General features: G+C 71.2%; 19 protein-coding genes and 2 pseudogenes. 9 read left to right on the top strand and 12 right to left on the bottom strand.

The features are described from left to right. The 3 genes and pseudogenes from TR49_RS42760 to TR49_RS14600 all read left to right on the top strand — a co-directional run. Positions 1–169: pseudogene (locus tag TR49_RS42760) on the top strand (flavodoxin-dependent (E)-4-hydroxy-3-methylbut-2-enyl-diphosphate synthase); the annotation flags it as partial. A gap of 65 nt (positions 170–234) precedes the next feature. After that, the gene (gene dxs, locus TR49_RS14605; protein WP_084724896.1) at positions 235–2196 is read left to right on the top strand and encodes a 1-deoxy-D-xylulose-5-phosphate synthase; all 1962 of its coding nucleotides are present in this window, start codon (positions 235–237) and stop codon (positions 2194–2196) included. Next, positions 2186–3601, top strand: coding sequence for an aspartate aminotransferase family protein (locus TR49_RS14600; RefSeq protein WP_042381637.1), 1416 nt, complete (start codon positions 2186–2188; stop codon positions 3599–3601). The genes dxs and TR49_RS14600 overlap by 11 nt, the downstream gene beginning before the upstream one ends. A gap of 43 nt (positions 3602–3644) precedes the next feature. On the opposite strand, the gene TR49_RS14595 is transcribed toward TR49_RS14600, so the two are convergent. From TR49_RS14595 to TR49_RS14560, 8 genes are all read right to left on the bottom strand, one after another. Next, positions 3645–4019: a hypothetical protein gene (locus TR49_RS14595; RefSeq protein WP_042381635.1), complete on the bottom strand. Its 375-nt coding sequence runs from the start codon at positions 4017–4019 to the stop codon at positions 3645–3647. A gap of 43 nt (positions 4020–4062) precedes the next feature. After that, a complete protein-coding gene (locus TR49_RS14590) occupies positions 4063–4971 on the bottom strand; it encodes a phosphatase PAP2 family protein (protein ID WP_052434293.1) in 909 nt (302 codons plus the stop codon). A 279-nt stretch (positions 4972–5250) separates the two neighbouring features. Beyond that, positions 5251–5994, bottom strand: a complete 744-nt coding sequence (locus tag TR49_RS14585; protein ID WP_042381632.1) for an SDR family oxidoreductase — start codon at positions 5992–5994, stop codon at positions 5251–5253. A 256-nt stretch (positions 5995–6250) separates the two neighbouring features. Further along, positions 6251–7360 carry an acyl-CoA dehydrogenase family protein gene (locus TR49_RS14580; protein ID WP_152627258.1) on the bottom strand — a complete coding sequence of 370 codons (1110 nt, stop codon included), beginning with the start codon at positions 7358–7360 and terminating at the stop codon, positions 6251–6253. Beyond that, a complete protein-coding gene (locus tag TR49_RS14575; protein ID WP_042381627.1) occupies positions 7357–8538 on the bottom strand; it encodes an acyl-CoA dehydrogenase family protein in 1182 nt (393 codons plus the stop codon). Before TR49_RS14575 ends, TR49_RS14580 begins: the two co-directional genes overlap by 4 nt. Positions 8539–8805: 267 nt before the next feature. After that, positions 8806–9564 carry a 3-oxoacyl-ACP reductase FabG gene (gene fabG / locus TR49_RS14570; protein WP_042381625.1) on the bottom strand — a complete coding sequence of 253 codons (759 nt, stop codon included), beginning with the start codon at positions 9562–9564 and terminating at the stop codon, positions 8806–8808. A gap of 50 nt (positions 9565–9614) precedes the next feature. Next, positions 9615–10847, bottom strand: coding sequence for an acyl-CoA dehydrogenase family protein (locus tag TR49_RS14565; protein ID WP_042381621.1), 1233 nt, complete (start codon positions 10845–10847; stop codon positions 9615–9617). Further along, positions 10847–11863, bottom strand: a complete 1017-nt coding sequence (locus TR49_RS14560) for a phosphotransferase family protein (protein WP_042381619.1) — start codon at positions 11861–11863, stop codon at positions 10847–10849. The genes TR49_RS14565 and TR49_RS14560 overlap by 1 nt, the downstream gene beginning before the upstream one ends. Positions 11864–12007: 144 nt before the next feature. Here TR49_RS14560 and TR49_RS14555 point away from each other — a divergent pair, with 144 nt between their 5' ends. The 4 genes and pseudogenes from TR49_RS14555 to TR49_RS45530 form a co-directional block, all read left to right on the top strand. Continuing rightward, positions 12008–12601, top strand: a complete 594-nt coding sequence (locus tag TR49_RS14555; RefSeq protein WP_042381616.1) for a TetR/AcrR family transcriptional regulator — start codon at positions 12008–12010, stop codon at positions 12599–12601. A gap of 229 nt (positions 12602–12830) precedes the next feature. Next, the gene (locus TR49_RS46680) at positions 12831–13736 is read left to right on the top strand and encodes a MarR family winged helix-turn-helix transcriptional regulator (RefSeq protein WP_052434292.1); all 906 of its coding nucleotides are present in this window, start codon (positions 12831–12833) and stop codon (positions 13734–13736) included. Between the two features lie 522 nt (positions 13737–14258). Then, positions 14259–15002 (top strand): aggregation-promoting factor C-terminal-like domain-containing protein, encoded by a 744-nt coding sequence (locus TR49_RS43820; RefSeq protein ID WP_052434291.1) that lies wholly within the window; start codon positions 14259–14261, stop codon positions 15000–15002. After that, positions 14887–16479: pseudogene (locus TR49_RS45530) on the top strand (AMP-binding protein); the annotation flags it as partial. The gene TR49_RS43820 and the pseudogene TR49_RS45530, both read left to right, overlap by 116 nt. Before the next feature lie 41 nt (positions 16480–16520). On the opposite strand, the gene TR49_RS41475 reads toward TR49_RS45530, so the two are convergent. Further along, on the bottom strand, positions 16521–17459 hold the full coding sequence (locus tag TR49_RS41475) for a TrmB family transcriptional regulator (protein ID WP_042381614.1): 939 nt from the start codon (positions 17457–17459) through the stop codon (positions 16521–16523). A 208-nt stretch (positions 17460–17667) separates the two neighbouring features. Between TR49_RS41475 and TR49_RS14525 the strand changes: the two genes are divergently transcribed. Further along, complete coding sequence (locus TR49_RS14525; protein WP_042381611.1) at positions 17668–19257, top strand: MDR family MFS transporter; 1590 nt, start codon at positions 17668–17670, stop codon at positions 19255–19257. A 77-nt stretch (positions 19258–19334) separates the two neighbouring features. Here TR49_RS14525 and TR49_RS14520 read toward each other — a convergent pair whose 3' ends face one another. Continuing rightward, a complete protein-coding gene (locus TR49_RS14520; protein ID WP_042381608.1) occupies positions 19335–20126 on the bottom strand; it encodes an SDR family NAD(P)-dependent oxidoreductase in 792 nt (263 codons plus the stop codon). A 137-nt stretch (positions 20127–20263) separates the two neighbouring features. On the opposite strand from TR49_RS14520, the gene TR49_RS14515 reads away from it, so the two are divergent. Next, positions 20264–21253 carry an RNA polymerase subunit sigma-70 gene (locus TR49_RS14515; RefSeq protein ID WP_042381606.1) on the top strand — a complete coding sequence of 330 codons (990 nt, stop codon included), beginning with the start codon at positions 20264–20266 and terminating at the stop codon, positions 21251–21253. A 118-nt stretch (positions 21254–21371) separates the two neighbouring features. Here the strand turns inward: TR49_RS14515 and TR49_RS14510 are convergent, their stop codons facing one another. Together TR49_RS14510 and TR49_RS42750 are read right to left on the bottom strand one after the other, a co-directional pair. Next, on the bottom strand, positions 21372–22373 hold the full coding sequence (locus TR49_RS14510; protein ID WP_236653361.1) for a hypothetical protein: 1002 nt from the start codon (positions 22371–22373) through the stop codon (positions 21372–21374). Between the two features lie 15 nt (positions 22374–22388). Next, positions 22389–22637, bottom strand: a complete 249-nt coding sequence (locus TR49_RS42750) for a DUF5958 family protein (RefSeq protein WP_152627256.1) — start codon at positions 22635–22637, stop codon at positions 22389–22391. Positions 22638–22654: the final 17 nt, after the last annotated feature.

Here is a 22654-nt window from a genome sequence, read left to right as displayed (position 1 = left end):
CGCGTCCGGGAACGGCAAGGGGCAGATCTTCGTGAAGGGCGAGGTGATCAAGACGGTGCCGGAGTCGAAGATCGTGGAGACCCTGATCGAGGAGGCCCTGAAGCTGGCCGAGCAGATGCAGGACGCGGGAGTGGAGTCCGGCATGCCGTCGGTCGCCGTCAGCAACTAGGAGCGCGCCCCGGCAACAGGGCGACAGGTAGTCCAGCAGGTCTTGTACGGAACGAAGGTGAGTCGATGTCCCTGCTCGAATCGATCCGCAGCCCCCGCGACCTGCGCCTGCTGCCGCCCACGGAGCTGCCGAAGCTCGCGGAGGAGATCAGGGAGTTCCTGATCGACGCCGTCACCCGCTCCGGCGGGCACCTCGGGCCCAACCTCGGCGTGGTCGAGCTGACCATCGCCCTGCACCGCGTCTTCGACTCCCCGAAGGACCGGATCCTGTTCGACACCGGGCACCAGTCCTACGTCCACAAGCTGCTGACCGGACGCCAGGACTTCGACCGGTTCAAGAACCGCGGCGGGCTCTCCGGCTACCCGTCGCGCAGCGAGTCCGAGCACGACGTCATCGAGAACTCCCACGCCTCCACCGTCCTCGGCTACGCCGACGGCCTGGCCAAGGCCAACCAGCGTCTCGGGCACGACGACCGGCACGTCGTCGCCGTCACCGGCGACGGCGCGCTGACCGGCGGCATGGCCTGGGAGGCACTGAACAACATCGCCGAGAGCGACCGCCCGGTCGTCATCGTCGTCAACGACAACGAGCGCTCCTACGCGCCCACCATCGGCGGCCTCGCCAACCACCTCGCCACGCTGCGCACCACCCAGGGCTACGAGCGCTTCCTGTCCTGGGGCAAGGACGCGCTCCAGCGCACGCCCGTCGTCGGCGGCCCGATCTACGACGCGCTGCACGGCGCGAAGAAGGGCTACAAGGACGCGCAGTCGCCGCAGGGCATGTTCGAGGACCTGGGCCTGAAGTACATCGGGCCGATCGACGGCCATGACATCGCCGCCGTCGAGTCCGCGCTGCGCCGCGCCCGGGGCTTCGGCGGGCCGATCATCGTGCACTGCCTGACCGAGAAGGGCCGCGGCTACCGCCCCGCCGAGCTGGACGAGGCGGACCACTTCCACCAGGTCGGCGCGATCGACCCGATCACCTGCGAGCCGCTGCGCCCCTCCACGGGCGTCTCGTGGACCTCCGTCTTCGGCAAGGAGATGGTCGCGATCGGCCGGGAGCGCCCGGACGTCGTCGCGATCACCGCGGCCATGCTCCAGCCCGTCGGTCTCGCGCCCTTCGCTCGCGAGTTCCCGAGCCGCATCTACGACGTCGGCATCGCCGAGCAGCACGCCGCCGTCTCCGCGGCGGGCCTGGCGACGGGCGGGCTGCACCCCGTCGTCGCGGTCTACGCGACCTTCCTCAACCGCGCCTTCGACCAGGTGCTGATGGACTGTGCGCTGCACCGGTGCGGGGTGACCTTCGTGCTCGACCGGGCCGGTGTCACCGGTACCGACGGTGCCTCCCACAACGGCATGTGGGACCTGTCGATCCTCCAGGTCGTCCCCGGCCTGCGCATCGCCGCCCCGCGCGACGCCGACCAGCTGCGCGCCGAACTGCGCGAGGCGCTGGAGGTCGACGACGCGCCGACCGTGGTCCGCTATCCGAAGGCGGAGGTGGGGCCGCCGATCGAGGCGGAGCAGCGGATCGGCGGCGTCGACGTGCTGCTGCGCACCCAGACCTCCGGGCGGATGCCCGAGGTCCTGCTGGTCGCGGTCGGCACCATGGCCTCCGCCTGCCTGGACGCGGCCGCGCTGCTGACGGCCGACGGCCTCGGCACGACCGTCGTCGACCCGCGCTGGGTCAAGCCGGTCGACCCTGCCCTGGTGGAACTCGCCGCCCGACACAGGCTCGTGGTCACCGTCGAGGACAGCGGCCGCGTCGGCGGCGTCGGCATGGCCGTCGCTCAGGCGTTGCGGGACGCTGACATCGACGTGCCGACGCGTGAACTCGGCATTCCGCAACGGTTCCTGGACCACGCGGCGCGCGGTGAGATCCTGGACGAGATCGGTCTCACCGGCCCGGGGATCGCCGCCCAGACCGTCGTCTTCGCCAAGGCCCTGGGCCTGGTGGGCGGGGACGCCTACCGCACGACAGACAGCCTGACGCCCGACACCGTTGGAGGGGAACAGCACCATGGAAGCTGAGACCAGCAGCGCTTCTGAGAAGGGAGCGCCGTTCGACGTCGAAGCGCTGCTGAAGGAGCGCGGCGGCGAGCGCTACCGCCTGCACGCCGACCACCTGAACCACCAGCTGCCGCGGATGCTGCGCACCATCGGCTTCGACAAGGTCTACGAGCGGGCGCAGGGCGCCTACTTCTACGACGCCGAGGGCAACGACTACCTCGACATGCTGGCTGGTTTCGGCATCTTCGCCCTCGGCCGGCACCACCCGGTGGTCCGGGACGCGCTGCACCAGGTGATGGACCTGGAGCTGGCCGACCTGACCCGCTTCGACTGCCAGCCGCTGCCGGGCCTGCTGGCCGAGAAGCTGCTCGCCCACGCCCCGCACCTGGACCGCGTCTTCTTCGGCAACAGTGGCACCGAGGCCGTCGAGACGGCCCTGAAGTTCGCCCGTTACGCGACCGGCAAGCCGCGCGTCCTCTACTGTCACCACGCCTTCCACGGCCTGACCACCGGCTCCCTCTCGGTCAACGGCGAGGACGGCTTCCGCAAGGGCTTCGCCCCGCTGCTGCCGGACACGGCCATTCCGCTGGGCGATCTGGAGCGGCTGGAGCGGGAGCTGCGCAAGGGCGACGTCGCGGCGCTGATCGTCGAGCCGATCCAGGGCAAGGGCGTGCACGCCACCCCCGACGGTTACCTGCGTGCCGCTCAGGAGCTGCTGCACAAGCACAAGGCGCTGCTGATCGCCGACGAGGTGCAGACCGGCCTCGGCCGCACCGGCGACTTCTTCGCCTACCAGCACGAGGCCGGCGTCGAACCGGACCTGGTGTGCGTCGCCAAGGCGTTGTCCGGCGGCTACGTGCCGGTGGGTGCGACCCTGGGCAAGGAGTGGATCTTCGAGAAGGTCTACTCGTCGATGGACCGGGTGCTGGTGCACTCCGCGAGCTTCGGCTCCAACGCCCAGGCCATGACGGCCGGCCTGGCGACCCTGCACGTCTTCGAGAACGAGCAGGTCGTCGCGAACGCGCGGCAGGTCGGCGACGTGTTCCGCGAGCGGCTCGCGGCGCTGATTCCGAAGTACGAGATGCTGGCGGACGTGCGCGGCCGTGGCCTGATGATCGGCATCGAATTCGGCAAGCCGCAGTCCCTCAAGCTGCGCACCGGCTGGTCCGCGCTGCAGGCGGCGCGCAAGGGGCTGTTCGCGCAGATGGTGGTCGTCCCGCTGATGCAGCGGCACCGGATCCTGACCCAGGTTTCCGGCGACCACCTCGAGGTCATCAAGCTGATCCCGCCGCTGATCATCGGCGAGGCCGAGGTGGACCGCTTCGTCTCGGCCTTCGAGGAGATCATGGACGAGGCCCACAGCGGCACCGGCCTGATGCGCGACTTCGGCAAGACACTGATCAAGCAGGCGGTGGCCGCCCGGTAGTCAGCCCTGGGGCGCGAGGCTTCGGTCCCGCGCCCCAGGGCTGTCACACCTCGAGGTTCTCCTCGATCCGCCGGATCATGTGGCGGGCCATGGCCAGGTTCGAACGCTGCCGGTCGAGCGCCAGGTAGAGGAAGATCCCCTGACTGCCTTTGTTCGTCAGCGGCCGGATCAGGTGGTACTGGGCCGTGAGCGTGATCAGGATGTCCTCGATGGCCTCGTTGTGGAGATTCAGCATCTCCATCGTGCGCATCTTCGCCCGGACCACGTCGGTGTTCCCCGCCGCGGCGACGTTGAGGTCGAGCTCTGTTCCGGTGCCCAGTGTCCCCAGGGCCAGGCCGCTGTTGTAGTCGACGAGCGCGACGCCGATGGCGCCTTCGATGCTCATCGCGTCCTTGAGTGCAGCTTCCATGTTCGCCATGCGCAGGACTTTAGAAGCGGCATTCGAAGGGACGGGGCGAATGTCAGGAGACGATCGGAACTGACCGATTGGCACGTGACGGGATGTCCCGATGATCGCGAGCCATCGGCACGGACGTCCGCTTCTGGTCGGGCCGGACAGGCAGGTTGACCTTGCCGCCGGGCCGGTTCCCACCGCGTCCGCCGAAGCGCTCGCGCAGTCTCGGGCCGACGGTCTCGGCCCAGTAGCCGCACATCCGGTCGTCCGCGCTGGTGATGATCGGCTCGAACAGCGGCAGGATCAACAGCACCAGTGCGCCGGCGCACCAGCCGGCCACGACGTCGGTCACCCAGTGCGTACCGAGGTAGACCGTCGTGGCGCCGACCGACAGGCCTGTCCAGCAGGCCAGCACGGCGCCGGTGCGGCGCCAGCGGGTGGCCAGGTACGCCACGACGCCCCAGGTCACGACCGCGTTGGCGGTGTGCCCTGACGGGAATATGTCACCGCCGAGGAAGATCTCGTTGGAGCCGTAGATGTGCGCATAGTGCGGCCCCAGGCGGCCCGTGCCGATCTTGACCGCTCCCACGGACATGTTCAGCAGGACCAGCGACACGCCCAGCACCAGCAGCGGCCGCCACGACTTCGTCCGCCAGGACCGCCAGCCCAGCCAGGCCGACACCACGATGGCGGCGGGGCCGCGCTGTCCGGCGATGACGTAGTAGTTGAGGAAGTCCCAGAACTGCGGCCAGTGCTCGTACGGCTTCCACTTCATGACCTCCCAGTCGAGCGCGACCAGGCGTGAGGTGGAGAAGACGGCGACGATGATCGTGGCGTATGCGACCAGGGTGATCCCGAAGAGAATCTTGTGAGTACGGCTCAGCGGCCGCCAGCGCTCTCGGCTGGGCGGCTGCTCCTCCACCGGCTTGTCGAGCTCCCGCTCGAGCAGGGTCCCCTCGGTTCTCTGGCTACGCACCCCTTCGACGTTACAGTGTTGCGGGTTCAACTCCGGTCCCGAGGTCATCTTCGTGACAACCATGTGACCTGGTGGATTGTCGGATCTGAATAAAGGTCGACGCCTTTTTCTGGTCGCACGCACAGGGATGTGATCTGCATCATCCTTGATCGACCGGCGGTTTGGGCTCCGCTTTCCTGGGCAATGCACGCGGCGCCGATTTCCTCCCGACACGACCGGTAGGAATTCCCGGCCGGCCGCAACGGGAGGCATTCCGTCACATTTCGGCCAGTGCTGATTTCAGGCCAGTCCGGCGCCCAGCATCAGCCCGCCGTCCAGCACGATCGTCTGCCCGGTGATCCACGCGGCCTGGTCCGACAGCAGGAACGCGATCGTCCCGCCCACGTCCTGCGGCTCCCCGAGCCGCCCCAGCGGGTAGCTCTTGACCACCTGCTCCTCGTGCCCCGCGAAGAGCGCCTCCGCGAACTTGGTCCTCACCACCGCGGGCGCGACCGCGTTGACCCGCACGCTCGGCGCGAGCTCGTGTGCGAGCTGCTGGGTCAGCTGGATCAGCGCGGCCTTGCTCGCCCCGTACATCCCGATCCCGGGCGCGGGCCCGAGCGCGGAGACGGAGGAGACGTTGACGATCGCCCCACCGTGCTCGGCCTGCCACGCCCGGTGCACGAGCTGGACCCAGCCGAGGGTGGAGACGACGTTGATGTCGAGGATCTTCCGGGCCGCGTCGAGGTCGAGATCGACCATCTGACCGAAGACGGGGTTGGTGCCCACGTTGTTGACGAGGTGGTCGATCCGCCCGAACGCCGCCATGGCCCGCTCGACCGTCTCGGCCCGGTGCGCGCTGTCGTGCGACTTGCCCGCGACGCCGAGGGCGACCTCCGGTCCACCGAGCGCGGCGACCGCCTCGTCGAGCGAGGCGGTGTCCCGCCCGGTGATCACCACGCGGTCCCCGCGCGCGACCAACGCCTGCGCGGCGGCGAACCCGATACCCCGGCTGGCGCCGGTGACGATTGCGACCTTGGACATGAGGGTTCCTTCTGAGGTGGGGGACGTTGCAGACGTGCAGGGGCGCGAGGCCCTGCCGATGTGCGGCGGAGCCGAACGGGCGCGACCAGCCCGCGGCGTGCAGAGGGTCCCCGAGGTGCAGGGCCATCCGCGCAGGCCGGGTTCTCGCGCCCACGCTCGGGGCACCCCTCTGGCCGAAGGCCGGAGGGGTCGCCCGGTCGGAGGCCGGCGGAGAGCCGCACATCAGCGGAGCCCCGCGCCCCTGGGGTGCGTGCGACTACAGGTGGGTGAGGGAGGCGATCCGGGCGCGGTGGCGGTCCGCCGTGCCGAGGGCGATGGACGCGCTCTTCGCGCGCTTGAGATAGAGGTGTGCGGGGTGCTCCCAGGTGAAGCCGATACCGCCGTGGAGCTGCACCGCCTCCTCCGTCGCGGTGACCGCAGCGCCGGAGGCGAAGGCCTGGGCCAGCGCGGCGTAGAGCGCACGCTCCGCGTCGCGGGTGACCGCGTCCGCGCCCGCGCGGGCGACCGCGCGGAGTTGGGTGACCAGGACCCACAGGTCCGCCAAGCGGTGCTTCACCGCCTGGAAGCCACCGATGGGACGGCCGAACTGGTGCCGCTCCTTCGCGTAGGCGACGGTCGTGGTGAGTGCCCACCCGGCCACGCCGAGCTGCTCGCTGGCCAGCAGCGCCGCACCCGTCTCCAGCGCCGCGTCCAGCGCCGCGGCGGCCTCCGAGCCGGAGGCGAGCAGGATGCCCTCGACCTCCTCCAGCGTGACGACGGCGAGTTGGCGGGTCATGTCGAGCGAAACCGTCGGTTCGACCAGCGCGCCCGTCACCGCGTACAGCTCCGCCGTGCCGTCCGCGGCGACCGCCGGGACCAGCAGGACGTCGGCCGTGAGCGCGTCCGCGACCTGGCGGACCGTGCCGGACAGCAGGCCCTGCGACACCCGGACGTCCGCGGGAAAGGCTCCGCCGGGCGCGCTGGCGAAGGGGATGGCGAGGGCGCCGATCGCCTCGCCGGAGGCCAGCTGCGGGAGGATCTTGCGCTCGCCGAGCGCCAGCAGCGCGGCCGTCGCCAGCACGCAGCTGCCGAAGAAGGGGACGGGCGCGACGGCCCGGCCCAGCTCCTCCAGGACGACGGCGGTCTCGCGCCAGCTCGCGCCCGCGCCGCCCAGCTCCTCGGGCACGGGCAGACCGGTGACGCCGAGCTCACCCGCGAGGGCGCGCCACAGCGCGAGATCGGTGGTCTGCTCCGCCTCGGTGCGGGCCAGCGTCGCGTTCGCGGGGGCCCGCTCGGCCAGCAGCGCGCGGACGTTGGCGCGCAGCTCCTCCTCGACCTCGCTGTAGCCGAGGTCCGCGCCGCCCTGGTCGGTGGTCGTGGCGTTCATCGGGGCAGGTCCTTCCATGGAACGTCCTTGTCGACGCGGATCTCCTGGGGGAGACCGAGCACCCGCTCGGCGATGATGCCGCGCAGGATCTCCGAGGTGCCGCCCTCGATCGAGTTGCCCTTGGCCCGCAGGTAGCGGTAGCCGGGGCTGCCTTCGAGCATCGACGGGTTGGCCGGCCGCCGGAACGTCCAGTCGTGGTACTCCAGGCCCTCCCCGCCGAGCAGCTCCAGCTCCAGACCGGAGATCTGCTGGTTCAGCCGCGCGAAGGCGAGCTTCGCCGCGCTGCCCTCCGGGCCCGGCTGCCCGGCGGCGAGCTGCTGTCGCAGCCGCTCGGAGGTGAGGCGCGCGGCCTCGGCGTCGACCCAGAGGCGCAGCAGCGCGTCCTTGAGGGCGGGCGTGTGCAGTTCGGGGTGCTCGCGCCAGGTCCGGGCGACGACGCCGATCATTCCGCCTTCGCGGGGTTCGGCGTGGCCGCCGATGGCGACCCGCTCGTTCATGAGCGTCGTCTGCGCGACGCGCCAGCCGTCGCCGACGGCGCCGAGCCGGTGCGCGTCCGGAATGCGCACGCCGGTCAGGAAGACCTCGTTGAACTCGGCCTCGCCGGTGGCCTGGCGCAGCGGCCGGACCTCCACGCCGGGGGCGTGCATGTCGCAGACGAAGTAGGTCATCCCGCGGTGCTTGGGCACGTCCGGGTCGGTGCGGGTGACCAGGATCGCCCAGTCGGCCTCGTGGGCGAGGGAGGTCCACACCTTCTGGCCGTCGACGATCCAGTCACCCGTCTCCGGCTCCTGGACGGCGCGGGTGCCGAGCGCGGCGAGGTCCGAGCCGGCGCCGGGCTCGGAGAAGAGCTGACACCAGGTCTCCTCCCCGGTCCACAGCGGCCGCAGGAAACGGCGGCGCACCTCGTCGCTGCCATGGGCGAGGAGGGTGGGCGCGGCCATGCCGAGCCCGATGCCGTGTCGGCCGATGTCGAGCGTGGGGGCCCCGGCAGCGGCGAAGGCGTCGTTCACCTCCTGCTGGACGCTCCGCGGGGCGGACCGCCCGCCCAGCCCTTCGGGGAAGTGCACCCACGCCAGCCCGGCGTCGAAGCGGGCCCCGAGGAACTCCGCGACCGGAGTGGTCGCGGGATCGTACGAGTCGAGCAAGTCGCGGATCGCGCGGCTCAGTTCTGCATCCACGAAACGGTCACCTTTCGATGGTGGTGAGGTTGCACCGCCAGGGGCGCGGGGAACTGGCGAGGAACCACCGGCGTGCGGATGGCCCTGCGCGTTCGGGGACTCGTCACCTGGGGTGGCTTGTCGGGCAGTTCCCCGCGCCCCTGAAGGGGCTTGGCCAGCGGGCCGTCGGCTTGGGGTGGTCGCGCCCACGCTGGGGCACCTCCCGGCCGAAGGCTGGGGGAGGAGCCGCAGATGGGCAGTTTCCCGCGCCCCTGCTGGCGCTGCGCGCTAGTCCAGCGGGCCGCCGGCGACGTAGATGACCTGGCCGGAGACGAAGCCCGCGCCCTCGCTGACGAGGAAGGAGACCGTGTGCGCGATGTCGTCCGGCACGCCGACCCGGTTGACCGGGATCATGGACGCGGCCGCCGCCTTGAACTCCTCGAAGCCCATGCCGACGCGCTCCGCGGTCGCCGCGGTCATGTCGGTGGCGATGAAGCCGGGGGCCACCGCGTTGGCGGTGACGCCGAACTTGCCCAGCTCCTTGGCCAGCGTCTTGGTGAAGCCCTGCAGGCCCGCCTTCGCGGCGCTGTAGTTGGCCTGGCCGCGGTTGCCGAGCGCGCTCGAGGAGGACAGGTTGACGATGCGGCCGTAGCCGGCGTCGACCATGTGCTTCTGGCAGGCCTTGGACATCAGGAACGCGCCCTTGAGGTGCACGTTCATGACGGTGTCCCAGTCCGACTCGGACATCTTGAACAGCAGGTTGTCGCGCAGCACGCCGGCGTTGTTGACCAGGATCGTGGGCGCGCCCAGCTCGGCCACGACGCGGTCGACGGCCGCGGCGACCTGCTCGGCGTTGCTGACGTCGGCGCCGACGGCGAGGGCCTTGCCGCCCGCGGCGGTGATCTTCTCGACGGTGTCCTTGCCGGCCGACTCCTCCAGGTCGATCACCGCGACGGCGTAGCCGTCCGCGGCCAGGCGGATGGCGGTGGCGGCGCCGATGCCGCGCGCCGCTCCGGTGACGATGGCGACACGGTTCTGCTCGGTCATGAGAGTGCTTCTCCTGAGGGTGAGTGACGGCTGGTCATGAACAATGCTGGTCAGGCAAGGTACGGCTTCAGTTCGCGGCGCGCCAGCGACCGCTTGTGGACCTCGTCGGGGCCGTCGGCGAAGCGCAGCGTGCGCGCGGCGGTCCAGAGCTGGGCGAGGGGGTAGTCCTGGGAGACGCCACCCGCGCCGTGGGCCTGGATGGCCTTGTCGATGATCCACTCGACCGTGGCCGGGGTGGCGATCTTGATCGACTGGATCTCGGTGTGGGCGCCCTTGTTGCCGACGGTGTCCATCAGCCAGGCGGTCTTGAGCACCAACAGGCGCAACTGCTCGATCCGGACCCGCGATTCGGCGATCCACTCCTGGATCACGCCCTGCTCGGCCAGCGGCTTGCCGAAGGCCGTGCGCGAGACGACCCTGCGGCACATCAACTCCACCGCCCGTTCGGCCATGCCGATCAGCCGCATGCAGTGGTGGATCCGGCCCGGCCCCAACCGGGCCTGGGCGATGGCGAAGCCGAGGCCCTCCCCGGCGATGAGGTTCTCCGCCGGGACGCGCACGTCGGTGAAGACGATCTCGGCGTGGCCGCCGTGCGCGCCGTCGGTGTAGCCGAAGACCTCCATGCCGCGCCGCACGTCCACGCCGGGGGTGTCGCGCGGGACCAGGATCATGCTCTGCTGACGGTGCTTCTCCGCGTTCGGGTCGGTGCGGCCCATCACGACGAAGATCTCGCACTCGGGGCTCATCGCGCCCGAGGACCACCACTTGCGCCCGTTGACGACATAGGAGTCGCCGTCGCGCTCGATCCGGGTCGCGATGTTGGCGGCGTCGGACGAGGCGACCTCGGGTTCGGTCATGCAGAAGGCGGACCGGATCTCGCCCTCCAGCAGCGGTGTCAGCCAGCGCTTCTGCTGCTCCGGGGTGCCGAACTCGGCCAGCACCTCCATGTTGCCGGTGTCCGGTGCGGCGCAGTTCAGCGCCTCCGGCGCGAGGTACGGGCTGCGCCCGGTGATCTCGGCGAGCGGCGCGTACTGCAGGTTGGTCAGACCCGCGCCGTGCTCGGCCTTGGGGAGGCTGTGCTGGTCCACGAAGAACAGATTCCACAGCCCGCGCCGCCGGGCCTCCGCCTTGAGCTCGGCCATGACCGCCGGGCGGGCCCAGGTGTCGTCGGACGCGCGCAGCTGGGCCGCGGCCACCGGCTCGGCGGGGTAGACGCACTCGTCCATGAAGGCGAGCAGCCGCTGCTGGAGCTCCACGGTGCGCTCGTCGTAGCGGAAGTCCATCAGTCGCCCGCCTTCCGGTTCAGGCTGTCGAGGGCGAGGCCGACCAGCGGCGGGACCATCGCGCCGAGGTGGGAGAAGCCCTCGCCCACCGTCTTGCCCTGGATGAAGCGGTAGTGGATGCCCTCGGCGATGACCGCCAGCTTGTACTGGCCGAAGGCGGTGTACCAGGGGAGAGGGGTGAGGTCGAGGCCGGTGGTCGCGGCGTAGCGCTCCTCCAGCTCGCGCATCGCCGGGAAGCCGAGCTCGGGGCTGACGGCTCCGGCGACGGGGTTGCCGGGCATGCGGCCGGCGATGTCCCAGTACACCTTCATCAGGCCGACGTCGGCGAGCGGGTCGCCGAGGGTGGCCATCTCCCAGTCGAGCACGGCCGCGATGCTGTCGTCGGCGGCGGCGATGGTGTTGTCCAGGCGGTAGTCGCCGTGGACGATCGTCGCCCGCTGCGGCGTGGGGACGCCGTCGCTCAGACGTCGCTGCAGCTCCTCCAAGCCGGGGATGTCGCGGCTGCGGGAGGCCTCGAACTGGCGGTGCCAGCGGGAGACCTGCCGCTCCAGGTAGCCCTCCGGGCGGCCGAAGTCCGCCAGCCCGGCGGCGGCCGGGTCGACGGCGTGCAGCACGGCGAGGACGTCGATCAGGTTGGCGGAGAGCGTGCGGGCCCGTTCCGGAGTGAGCCCGGCCGCGTCCTCGGCGGTGCGGTAGACGGTGCCGACGACCTCGTCCATCAGATAGAAAGGAGCGCCGACGACCTCGGTGTCCTCGCAGAGCAGGTGCACCTGGGGGACCGGCACCGGCGTGTCCGCGAGGGCGGCGATGACGCGGTGCTCGCGGACCATGTCGTGCGCGGTGGCGAGGACGTGGCCGAGCGGCGGGCGACGCAGCACCCAGCGGTGGTTGCCGTCGGTGAGCCGGTAGGTCAGATTGGACTTGCCGCCGGAGATCAGGGCGGCGGTCAGCGGCCCGGTGCCGAGATGGGCGCGCAGCCGGTCGAGGTCCAGCCCCGGGGGCGTCGGAGTGCTCATGGCGGTCACGATACCGACTGGTAGGTATGTCGACTAGAGTGGCTCGCGCGTGGTTCGCACCACGTTGACATCCGAGAGTGCACGCCGGAGCGATACGTCGTAAGAGGTACGCCGCGGTACGCCGTCACAGGAGAGAGGACGCCCATGGCAGCGCGCGTCGACATGGCGGTCCCCGTCCAGGAGCGGCTGCTCGCCGCGGCCAGCCGGCTCTTCGCGGAGCGAGGCTTCGCCCCCACCTCGGTCCAGGACATCGTGGAGTTGGCCGGAGTGACCAAGGGCGCGATGTACCACTACTACGCGTCCAAGGACGACCTGCTCCAGCAGATCTACACCCGGCTGCTGGTGGTGCAGTCGCAGCGTCTGGCGGATACCGCCGAGGTGCCCGGCCCGGTGGCGGACCGGCTGCGCGCGGCGGCGGCCGACGTGGTGGTGAGCACGCTGGAGCACCTCGACGACGCGATGGTCTCCTTCCGGTCGATGCACATGCTCCCGCCCGACCGGCTCGCCCAGGTCCGGGCGGACCGGCGCCGCTACCACGAGCGTTTCCGGGCCGTGATCGAGGAGGGGCAGCAAGAAGGCGTCTTCCGCACCGATCTTCCGGCGGACCTGGTGACTCATCAGTTCTTCGGCGGAGTACACCATCTGGGCAGCTGGTACCGGAAGGACGGGGAGCTGACCCCCCAGGCCATTGGCGCTTCCTTTGCCGAGCTTTTGCTGAGAAGCCTGCAACCGATCTGAGTCGGACACCAACGATCGCTTCGGATCACGATTGGATCGCGGCCCTCTGGGCCATGTCGCTCTGGTCTGTCTGGTTTGTATAGTGTCGGCCAGCAGCCGACGGCTGCCCGGCCGAAAACTCCGTACACAGGACCCCCACATGGGGCTTCCCCACGGTCGCGCCGCTCACGATCCGAACGCGCCCACCCACAGGGCTGAAAAAGCGTCGGGAACACTTCAGGACGGTCCTATGGTGCTGGGGGATATCGACATGACGGGCACGCCGATCCGCTTGTCCCAGTCGCCTGGTCAACTGATCCGCATAGCCCAGCAGGTCCACACGCGTCTGTGGGCCGAGCACGTCGGAGCGGAGCTGACCGCGCCGCAGTACGCCGCGCTGATCGCCCTGGCTCTGGAGCCGGGTGCGGACCAGCGGACGGTCGGCGAGCGCGCCTCGCTCGACAAGGCGACCATGGCCGAGATGGTCGGTCGGCTGGTCCGTCGCGGCCTGGTGCTGCGTCGCCGCGACCCGGCCGACGGCCGCCGCAAGCTGCTGACCCTGTCGCCGCACGGCGAGCAGGTCATGCAGGAGGCGTCGACCGGCGTCGCGGTGGTCCAGCGCGAGCTGCTGGTGCCGCTCTCGGAGCCGGAGCGCTCCGAGCTCATGATGGCGCTGGCGCGCATGGCGCGGATGGAGAACCTCGCGCTGGAGACCATGGTCGACGCCCGTCCGCTGCTGGACGCCCCGCGCGTGATCGGTTACCTGATCCGCGTCGCCCAGCAGGTGCACACGCGGCTGTGGACCGAGCTGGTCTCCACAGAGCTCACCGCGCCGCAGCACGCCGTGCTGGACGCGCTCTCCACAGAGCCGGACATCGACCAGCGCACGGTCGGCGAGCGCACCTCGCTGGACAAGGCGACCATGGCCGAGCTCATCAGCCGTCTGGTCCGTCGCGGCCTGGTGCTGCGTCGGCGCGACCCCTCCGACGGCCGCCGCAACCTGCTGGCGCTGGCCCCTGCGGGCGCGCGTCTGCTGGAGGAGGTCGGGGGCGGCGTCACGGAGGTCCAGGCGCGGCTGCTCACGCCGCTGGACGAGATCGAGCGCGAGCGGGCCCTCACCCTGCTCGCCCTGATCGCCCGGCTGACGGTGCGCTGACCTCTGTCTCCGCTTCTCGTCTCCACAGCTTCGCCAGCTCCACCAGCTTGATCCGAAGGGCGCCGCACGAGCGGCGCCCTTCGGCTTTTCTGTGAGCCCCACCACACGGCCGGACGGTCCTACGACCGGCGATAGTTGATCGTTTGTTCGCATCCCAAGATCTTCGGGGGCGGAGGACCGTGGACGACCTTTCGCCGCGCGCAGAGCCTTCACACAGGGCTTACGTCCCCTGGCGATCTCCGTTGCACCTTTCGCACGCCCGCTGCCGCCCGATCCGGCGAACGTTGTTCCACTACGGATGCGCATAGTAGAAACGCGCGTTGATCCGCCCGGAGGCCGCTTGTTATCAATGGCGATGTCGTCACGGCGGCCCCGCGATCGAAGTAGTGCGCAGGGCTTCGCCCGCAGTCCGGCACCAGCCCGAAACCGGCGTGCCAACGGCGCCGTCCGATCCCGCAGCGCACCTGTCCCGCGCTGCGGGCGGACGGTGGCCGCCCAGCCAACCGATGGAGAGCTTCCTTCATGCCTTCCCTGCCCTCGTTCAGCCTGCGCAAGCGCGGCATCGCCATCGCCGGCTCCGTCGCCGCCGTGGGCCTCGCCGCCACCGCCGCGGTGGCTCTCCCGGGCAACGGAGCGCACACCGCGGTCGCGGACCCGAACGCGAAGGCCGCTGTCGCCAGTGCGAGCGCGCAGGCCTCCCAGGAGGCGGCCGAGGCCGCCGCTGCGAAGCAGGCCGCCGCCGCGAAGGCTGCCGCTGAGAAGCAGGCCGCGGCTGCGAAGGCCGCCGCTGCGAAGGCCCTGGCGGACAAGGCAGCCGCCCAGCGGGCAGCCGCCGACAAGGCCGCCGCGGAGAAGGTCGCTGCCGCCAAGGCGGCGGAGAAGGCCGCCGCTGCCAAGGCTGCGGCGCAGCGCGCCGCCCAGGAGGCCGCGAACCGCTCCCAGCAGCGTCAGCCGGTCCAGCAGGCCCCCGCCGCCCCGTCCGGCAGTCCGCAGCAGATCGCCGCGCAGATCGTCCCCGCGGACCAGCTCGCCTCCTTCGACCAGATCATCTCCCACGAGAGCGGCTGGAACGTCACGGCGACGAACCCGTCCTCCGGTGCGTACGGCCTGGCGCAGGCCCTGCCGGGCTCGAAGATGGCCTCCGCCGGCCCTGACTGGCAGACCGACGCCGCCACGCAGATCCGCTGGGCGCTCGGCTACATGGACAGCACCTACGGCAGCCCGAACGCCGCCTGGGCCTTCTGGCAGGCCCACGGCTGGTACTGAGGCCTTCGCCGAAGGCCTGGCCGCGCTCGGCGTCACCCGTGGCGACCGGGTCGCGCTGGTGCTGCCGAACTGCCCTCAGTACGTGGTGGCCTTCTATGCCACGCTGCGGCTCGGCGCGATCGTCGTGCCGACGAACCCCCTGTACACCGAGTCCGAGCTGGCCCACCAGCTGAAGGACAGCGGCGCCGCCGTCGCCGTCGTCCACGACGGCGCCTTCGCGCATGTCGACGCCGTGCGCGGGCGGACCGCCCTGCGGCACGTGGTGGTCGCGTGCCTCGCCGACGCGCTCCCGCTCCGGGCGCGTCTCGCGCTGCGGCTGCCCCTTTCCCGCTCCCGTGCGCTGCGCGCCAAGCTCAGCACGCCCCTGCCCGAGGATGCGGACGCCGTGCGCTTCGGCGACGTGCCGCGCCGGCCACCCCGGCGCGGCGGCGCCGCGCTCGGGCCGGTGAGCCCCCGCAATGCGGTCGCCGTGCTGCAGTACACCGGCGGCACCACGGGGACGCCGAAGGGCGCCATGCTGACGCACCGCAACCTCGTCGCCAACGCCCACCAGGTCCGTGCCTGGTATCCGCAGCTGCGGCCGGGCCGCGAGACGCTGCTGGCCTGTCTGCCGATGTTCCACGTCTACGGAATGACCATGTGCCTGGGTGTGGCGGCCGCCGCCGGGGCCCGCACGGTGCTGCTGCCGACCTTCGACCCGGCGCTCGTGGTCGGCACGATGCGCCGGTGGCGACCGACGCTCTTCCCCGGCGTCCCGCCGATGTACCAGGCGCTGATGAACGAGGCGGAGAAGCACGGCCCCGCGGTCAACCGCGCGCTGCGCTCGGTGCGGTACTGCATCTCCGGCGCGATGCGGCTGGAGCCCGAAACCGTGGACCGGTTCCAGGAGTTGACGGGCGCTCGGCTCGTCGAGGGCTACGGGCTGTCCGAGGCCTCACCCGTGGTGCTGGCCAACCCGCTGAACGCCAACGCCCGTCCGGGGACGGTCGGGATCCCGCTGCCCGGCACCGAGGTGCGGATCGTCGCCGAGGACGACCCGGCCAAGGAGCAACCGCACGGTGAGGCGGGGGAGTTGGTGGTGCGCGGTCCGCAGGTCTTCGCCGGCTACTGGCATGAGCGCGAGGACAGCGCGGCGATGCTGCACGACCGTTGGCTCTTCACCGGCGACATCGCCGTGATGAGCCCGGACGGCTTCGTCACCGTGATCGACCGCAAGCGCGACGTCATCATCGCCTCCGGCTTCAGCGTCTTCCCCAGCGAGATCGAGGACGTGCTGCTGGCGCACCCCGCGGTGGCCGACGCCGCGGTGGTCGGCGTGCCGGACCCCTACCGGGGCGAGACGGTGAAGGCATGCGTGATCGTGAAGCCGGGCAGCCGGCTCACCGAGCGGGCGCTGCTCGAGTACTGCGCCGCTCGGCTCACCGGCTACAAGATGCCAAAGATCGTCGAGTTCCGGGTGGATCCGCTGCCCCGCAACATGCTCGGCAAGGTGCTGCGCCGGGTGCTGCGGGACGAGCATCAGGCCGGGGAGCCGTCCGGCTCCGTGTCCTTCGAACCCTCGGGGGAGTCCGGGGAGTCCGGGGCGGAGGCGTCGGCGGCCTCGGCCGAGCCCGCGGACTCCGAGGCGAGCTCCGGCTGACGGTCCTTCAGCGCCTCGGCGAGCGTCAGGCTGCTGTCCCAGATGGAGTGGAACGCCAGCGAGAGCGCCTCGGCGAGGGAGGGGTGCCGGATGCACAGCGAGGTCGTCGCGCTGTCGCGGGCCACCGGGTCGGGCATGTCGCACATGACCGTGGACCCGTCCGCGATGATCATCTTCAGTGGGAGCTCGTCCGCGATGCGGATCTCCTCGCCCGCGTCCACGAACAGGTGCATGACCTCGACCAGGGCCGGGTCCTCCAGCACCTCGCGGGAGTAGAGCGAACGCACGGTGCGGCCCGCCGCGTGCAGGCGGGCGCTGGCCTCCAGGCCGGCCAGGTTCTCCGGCGGGGTGAACCACGGCGGCTTGGAGAAGCTCAGCAGCTCGCGCTCGGCGGTCGTCTGCAGCCGCGCGAATCTCTCGCTGATGTCGGCCGAGTCCCGCAGCACCTCGACGTAGTCGAGCGGGTCGGTGTGGGTGCGGCCGCTGTCGAAGGTGGGGCCCAGCTCGCGGGCGAGCTCGCTGGAGAGCCGCTCCAGCCGCCCGAGGGAGCGCCGCTGCTGCTCGATGAGCCGCTCCACGGCGGTGTCGGGAGCCACCGCGGAGTACCCGGCGACCCGGCCGGGGTGAAGCACGGCGAGCTGCCGACGGATCAGCCCCTCCAGCACGTCGTAGACGCGCTGTCGGGGGACACCCGCCTCCCTGGCGACTTCGGCCGCGGTGAAAACGTCGCGGCGGATCAGGGCGAGGTACACCCGGGCCTCGTAATTGGTGAGGCCCAGCTCCTCCAGGTCGGCTGCGCGTCGATCGTCCGTCTGCATGTTGGCACGTTAGCGGCGGGAGTGCGGGTGCTGGCAAGCGACCGCCACGAGTTCGGGGGACGGGGTCGCCCTCCAGCGGGACTTTTCCGGGCAGAACGGGCCGCCGACACCGAAGTGAACGGCCGGTAACCTCGCCGTTCGCAGCTTACTTGCCGTAAGGCTAGCCCCGCCGTATCGGTTGTCCTACCCATGCAGTACGGTGCCTGGCATGTCAGAGATCTCGACCGACACCCCGGTCACCCCGCCCGGTCCGGAGGCTCCGGCCGACGGCCCCAACTACCTCAGCCACAAGCAGATCATGGTCGTCATGGGCGGCCTCATGGCCGGCATGCTGCTGGCCGCCCTGGACCAGAGCATCGTCGGCACCGCGCTGCCCACCATCGTGAGCCAGCTCGGCGGCATCGACAAGCTCTCCTGGGTGGTCACCGCCTACCTGCTGACCTCGACGGCCGCGACGCCGCTCTGGGGCAAGATCTCCGACCTGTACGGGCGCCGGATCATCTTCCAGGCCGCGATCGTGATCTTCCTGGTCGGCTCCGCGCTGGCCGGTCTCAGCCAGAACATGGGCGAGCTGATCGGCTTCCGCGCCATCCAGGGCATCGGCGGCGGCGGCCTGATGTCGCTCGCCTTCGCGATCATCGGCGACGTCATACCCCCGCGCGAGCGCGGCCGCTACCAGGGCCTGATGGGCGCCGTTTTCGGCCTGGCCAGCGTGGCCGGCCCGCTGCTCGGCGGTTGGTTCACCGACTCGATCGGCTGGCGCTGGATCTTCTACATCAACCTGCCCGTCGGCATCGGCGCGCTGGTCGTCTGCTCCTTCGCGCTCAAGCTGCCGGTCAACCGGCGCGAGCACAAGATCGATTACCTTGGCTCGGCGCTCATCGTCACCGCCGTCACCAGCCTGCTGCTCTACCTGAACTGGGCCGGAACCAGCTACGGCTGGACGAGCTGGCAGGGCCTGGCCCTGTGCATCGGCTCGGTCCTGCTGACCGTGGTGTTCTGCCTGGTCGAGCAGCGCGCCACCGAGCCGATCCTGCCGATGCGCCTGTTCCGCAACCCGGTCTTCCGGATCGGCAACGGCTTCGGCTTCTTCGCCGGTTTCGCCATGTTCGGCGGCATCATCTACCTGCCGGTCTACCTCCAGGCCGTGCAGGGCATGTCGGCCACCAAGTCGGGCCTGGGGATGCTCCCGGCCGTCGCCGGCATCATGGCCACCGCGATCAGCTCCGGTCGCGTCATGGCCAAGACGGGCAAGTACAAGATCTTCCCGATCATCGGCGCGCTGGTCATCATCGGCTCGCTGCTGCTGCTGTCGACGCTCACCAACAGCACGCCGTACTGGCAGGTGGCTCTCTTCGCCTTCGCCTTCGGCGCAGGCCTCGGCCTCACCATGCAGACGGTCGTCACCGCGGTCCAGAACGCCGTGGACTTCCGCGACATGGGCGTCGCCACCGCCTCGGCGACGTTCTTCCGCCAGATCGGCGCCTCCATCGGTACGGCGATCTTCGGCACGGTGCTCACCAGCCGGCTGACCCACTACCTGACGCAGGAGTTCGCCGGCTCGCCGAAGGGCGCGGGCGCGCTCAAGGGCATGGACACCAACAACGTCCAGGCCATCAAGGCCCTGCCGGAGCCGGTCAAGCACCACGTCACCGCGGCCTTCGCACACGCCATCGGCGACCTCTTCCTGATCGGTGTCCCGTTCATCGTGATCGCGCTCGGCTTCGCGCTGGTGCTCAAGGAGATCCCGCTGAAGGCCCTCGGCGGCCCCGCCCCGGACGCGCCGCCGGCGCACTGAGGCCTCCCGCCTGTGAGGGCCCGGACCGCGCTGCGGTCCGGGCCCTCCCCGTTTCCGGCCCGTCGTTTTCCGGTACGTCAGTCGTCGAGTCGGCCCATCGACAAATTGACACTGGTCCCGGTCATGCCGCTGGCCCGGTCCGACGCCATGAAGGCCGCCACGTCGGCCAGCTCCTGCAGCCGCATCGTCCGCCGGGTGTGGGACGAGGCGGCCAGGTACTGCTCGAACTGCTCCCAGCTCAGGCCGCTGGCCTCGGCCTTCGCTCCGTGCACCGCTCGCAGTGAGGCCGTCTCGGGGAGGCCGTGCGGACGCAGGCCGACCACCCGGATCCCCTGCGGCGCCAGCTCCGCGGACAGGTCGCGGGTCATCGCCTCCTTGGCGGCGGACGCCGGACCGTAGCCGCCGTTCAGCGCGCTGCCCATGCGGGCCGGGAGCGCGGTGACCGTCATGATCACCCCCGAGTGCTGCGGCAGCATCCGCCGCGCCGCGGCCCGGGCGGTCAGGAAGTACGACCGCGTGTAGTCCGTGACCGGGCGGAGGAAGGTCTCGACGTCCAGCTCCGCCAGCGGCGTGCCGAGGATCGTGCGATCCGGAACGCCGACGGCGTTGAACGAGACGTCCACCCGGCCCGCCCGCTCCACCACGGACCGAAGGTGCGCCTCCACCGCCTGTTCGTCGAGCGCGTCGACCTCGGCGGCCTCGGCGGATCCGCCCGCCACCACGATCTCCTTGGCGACCACCTCGACCGTCGGCAGACGCCGACCGGTGAGAAGGACGACGGCCCCCTCCGCCGCGAAGGCGCGCGCCACCGCACCGCCGACCGCGCCACCGGCGCCGTAGACCACCGCGATCTTGTCCTTGAGCAACATCTCTGCCTCCTCGTTGTGCTGTCGTTGGTGCAGACAGGAGGGGGAGGGGGAACTGGGCGGTCCGGGACCGCCCAGTTCGTGCCCCGGCCGGTGTCTGCCCAGGATGGAGGAGACGTGCCTTGAGGAGGGCGACGCGGGTGAGTGCCGAGCTGATCGAGCGGGCGAGGGCCGGGGACGGTGAGGCGTTCCGCCAGCTGACCGAGCCGCACCGACGTGAGCTGCAGGTCCACTGCTACCGAATGCTCGGCTCGCTCCAGGACGCCGAGGACGCGCTCCAGGACACCCTCCTCGCCGCCTGGCAGGGCCTCGGCGGCTACGAGGGCCGCGCCTCCCTGCGCACCTGGCTCTACCGGATCGCCACCAACCGCTGCCTCAACGCGCTGCGCTCGGCGAAGCGGCGCAGTGCCCGGGAGTGGAACGTCCCCGGCGTGGTGCCGCCCGAACCGTCCCGGCTCGGCGAGGCCGTCTGGCTCGAACCGTTCCCCGACGCGCCTGCGGCGGACGCGGCCCCGGAGCCGCCCGGGCCCGAGGCCCGCTACGAGCAGACGGAGTCCCTCTCGCTGGCCTTCGTGACCGCCCTGCAGTTGCTGCCGCCCCGTCAGCTCGCGGTCCTGGTCCTGCGCGACGTGCTCGGTTTCCACGCGAGTGAGGTCGCGGCGATGCTGGACGTGACGGTGGAGTCCGTCACCAGCGCGCTCAAGCGGGCGCGGGCGACGTTGGGGCGGCGCACGCGCACGGACAAGCCCGCGCCGGCGGCCGGATCGCCGCAGGAGCAGGCCCTGGTCGCGCGGTTCGTGGTCGCCTACGAGGCGGCGGACCTCGAGACCCTGGTGACGCTGCTGACGGACGACGTCTTCATGTCGATGCCGCCGATCCCCTTCGAGTACGAGGGACGCGCGATCGTCTCCCGTTTCGTCGCCGCCCTGTTCGGCGCGGGCCGACGGTTCGACCTCGTCCCCACCCGCGCCAACGGCCAGCCCGCGTTCGGCGCCTACCTGCGCATGCCGGGCGGTGTCCGCCGCGGTACCGGCCTGATCGTGCTGGGCCTCAGCGGCGAGCGGATCTGCGCGCTCTCGCGCTTCGAGAGCAGCGTCCTGCCGTGGTTCGGGCTGCCCGAGCAGCTCTGAGGCTTGTCCTGTGGTCGCCTATTCTCTTCGGTCGCGAGCCGAAGAGGGTTCCACGATCCGGCCCTGGTGGCGCTGTTCTGCTTCGAGGACGCGCTCGCGGAACGAACCGGGCCCGGCCTCAGAAGTCGAAGCCCACGTGGACGTGGTCGTGGTGGGTGTCGTCGCTGAAGAACTGGTTGCCTGCGCCGGGGAGGAGGTAGGGGCCGCCGACGTTGTAGGAACCCGCCGCGGCCGCCGCGCGCATGAAGCTCTCCACGAGCGACCGCGGGGTCGCCGGGTCGATGACGGCGTGGCCGTCGATGGTCCACACGTCGAAGGCGCGGCCCATGGGGTGGTCGCTGGGACGGTTCGTCCCGAAGACGTAGATCGGGTGCCCGGAGCGGACCACGCTGAGCATGATCCGGTGGCTGCGCGCCAGCGTCAGCATCGCGTTCAGGGCGCTGTCGTGCACGTTGCCGCTCAGCACGTCCGCGTGGGCGGCGGGCGGCAGGGTGATCGCCTCCACGTCGGCGAGGACGGCGCGGGCCGCGCCCGACAGCGAGGACGCCGGCGGGCCCGGAACGGCGGGATGCAGCGCGGTCACGTTCCACACCGGCTTCGCGGCGCTGAGCCGCACGTCGACGGTGGTGCCGCCGGTGTCGTTCCCCGGCGTGTACTGGCGGCACACGACCAGCACGCTGGCGGAGTCGCTGAGGATGCCGCCGTACTGCGCCTCCAGCACCTGCACGGCGGCTTGGGGTGCGCCCGTCAACAGACCCCCGGCCTGATCCGCGAGCGCCGGGTCGTACCCGGCCGCGGCCGCGCGCTTCCGCGCGGCGTCCACGCCCTGGCCGCCGAGCGGCCAGGTGCCCAGCGCCTCGATCAAGCGCACCGCACGGAGCTTCACCTCCGGCTGGATGTCGTTCGGGCTGGGCCGCCACGGCGCGGTGACGTGCAGCGCCGACGCGCTCGGGCTCGGGCGGGTGCCGGGGTGCGTGAGCGTGGGTGAGGGGCGCGCGGACGACGAGGGCGGCGAGGACGCCGTGGCTGTCGGATGCCGAGCCGACGACGTGCAACCGGCCACCCCGGCCACCACCCCGGCCCCGAGAGCGAGAACCCCGCGCCTGCTGATGGACGTCACCCCACCAGTCTGCGCCTACCCGAGGCTGTTCCCACCCGGGGACGCGGGGCCGAGCCGGTGCCAGTCGTGAGGGCACGGGGCCTCGCCGAACCAGGCCCGGCACTGCTCCCTGCGGCGCGCGTCGGCGACTCCGAGCAGCCGGACCAGCAGCCGGAAGGCCTTGACCCGCTCGTGGTCCGGCCGCAGCCCCGCGACGGTTCCGATGTGGTGCTGCGAGGACTCGCAGCGTCGGCGGATATCTGGCTGCCCGGACGGTTGCACCACCCAGGGGCGCGGGGAAC

Source organism: Streptacidiphilus melanogenes, assembly GCF_000787835.1.
Taxonomy (GTDB): domain Bacteria; phylum Actinomycetota; class Actinomycetes; order Streptomycetales; family Streptomycetaceae; genus Streptacidiphilus; species Streptacidiphilus melanogenes.
This window is presented reverse-complemented; position numbering and strand designations above follow the sequence as displayed.

Excerpts from the sequence above, each read along its gene's own strand:
- TR49_RS14520 (WP_042381608.1), bottom strand. The coding sequence starts at position 20,126 with ATGTTGCTCAAGGACAAGATCGCGGTGGTCTACGGCGCCGGTGGCGCG.
- TR49_RS14525 (WP_042381611.1), top strand. The coding sequence starts at position 17,668 with ATGTCAGAGATCTCGACCGACACCCCGGTCACCCCGCCCGGTCCGGAG.
- TR49_RS14555 (WP_042381616.1), top strand. The coding sequence starts at position 12,008 with ATGGCAGCGCGCGTCGACATGGCGGTCCCCGTCCAGGAGCGGCTGCTC.
- TR49_RS14580 (WP_152627258.1), bottom strand. The coding sequence starts at position 7,360 with ATGAACGCCACGACCACCGACCAGGGCGGCGCGGACCTCGGCTACAGC.
- TR49_RS43820 (WP_052434291.1), top strand. The coding sequence starts at position 14,259 with ATGCCTTCCCTGCCCTCGTTCAGCCTGCGCAAGCGCGGCATCGCCATC.
- dxs (WP_084724896.1), top strand. The coding sequence starts at position 235 with ATGTCCCTGCTCGAATCGATCCGCAGCCCCCGCGACCTGCGCCTGCTG.
- TR49_RS14565 (WP_042381621.1), bottom strand. The coding sequence starts at position 10,847 with ATGGACTTCCGCTACGACGAGCGCACCGTGGAGCTCCAGCAGCGGCTG.
- TR49_RS14600 (WP_042381637.1), top strand. The coding sequence starts at position 2,186 with ATGGAAGCTGAGACCAGCAGCGCTTCTGAGAAGGGAGCGCCGTTCGAC.
- TR49_RS14595 (WP_042381635.1), bottom strand. The coding sequence starts at position 4,019 with ATGGCGAACATGGAAGCTGCACTCAAGGACGCGATGAGCATCGAAGGC.
- TR49_RS46680 (WP_052434292.1), top strand. The coding sequence starts at position 12,831 with ATGGTGCTGGGGGATATCGACATGACGGGCACGCCGATCCGCTTGTCC.
- TR49_RS14585 (WP_042381632.1), bottom strand. The coding sequence starts at position 5,994 with ATGTCCAAGGTCGCAATCGTCACCGGCGCCAGCCGGGGTATCGGGTTC.
- TR49_RS14560 (WP_042381619.1), bottom strand. The coding sequence starts at position 11,863 with ATGAGCACTCCGACGCCCCCGGGGCTGGACCTCGACCGGCTGCGCGCC.
- TR49_RS41475 (WP_042381614.1), bottom strand. The coding sequence starts at position 17,459 with ATGCAGACGGACGATCGACGCGCAGCCGACCTGGAGGAGCTGGGCCTC.
- fabG (WP_042381625.1), bottom strand. The coding sequence starts at position 9,564 with ATGACCGAGCAGAACCGTGTCGCCATCGTCACCGGAGCGGCGCGCGGC.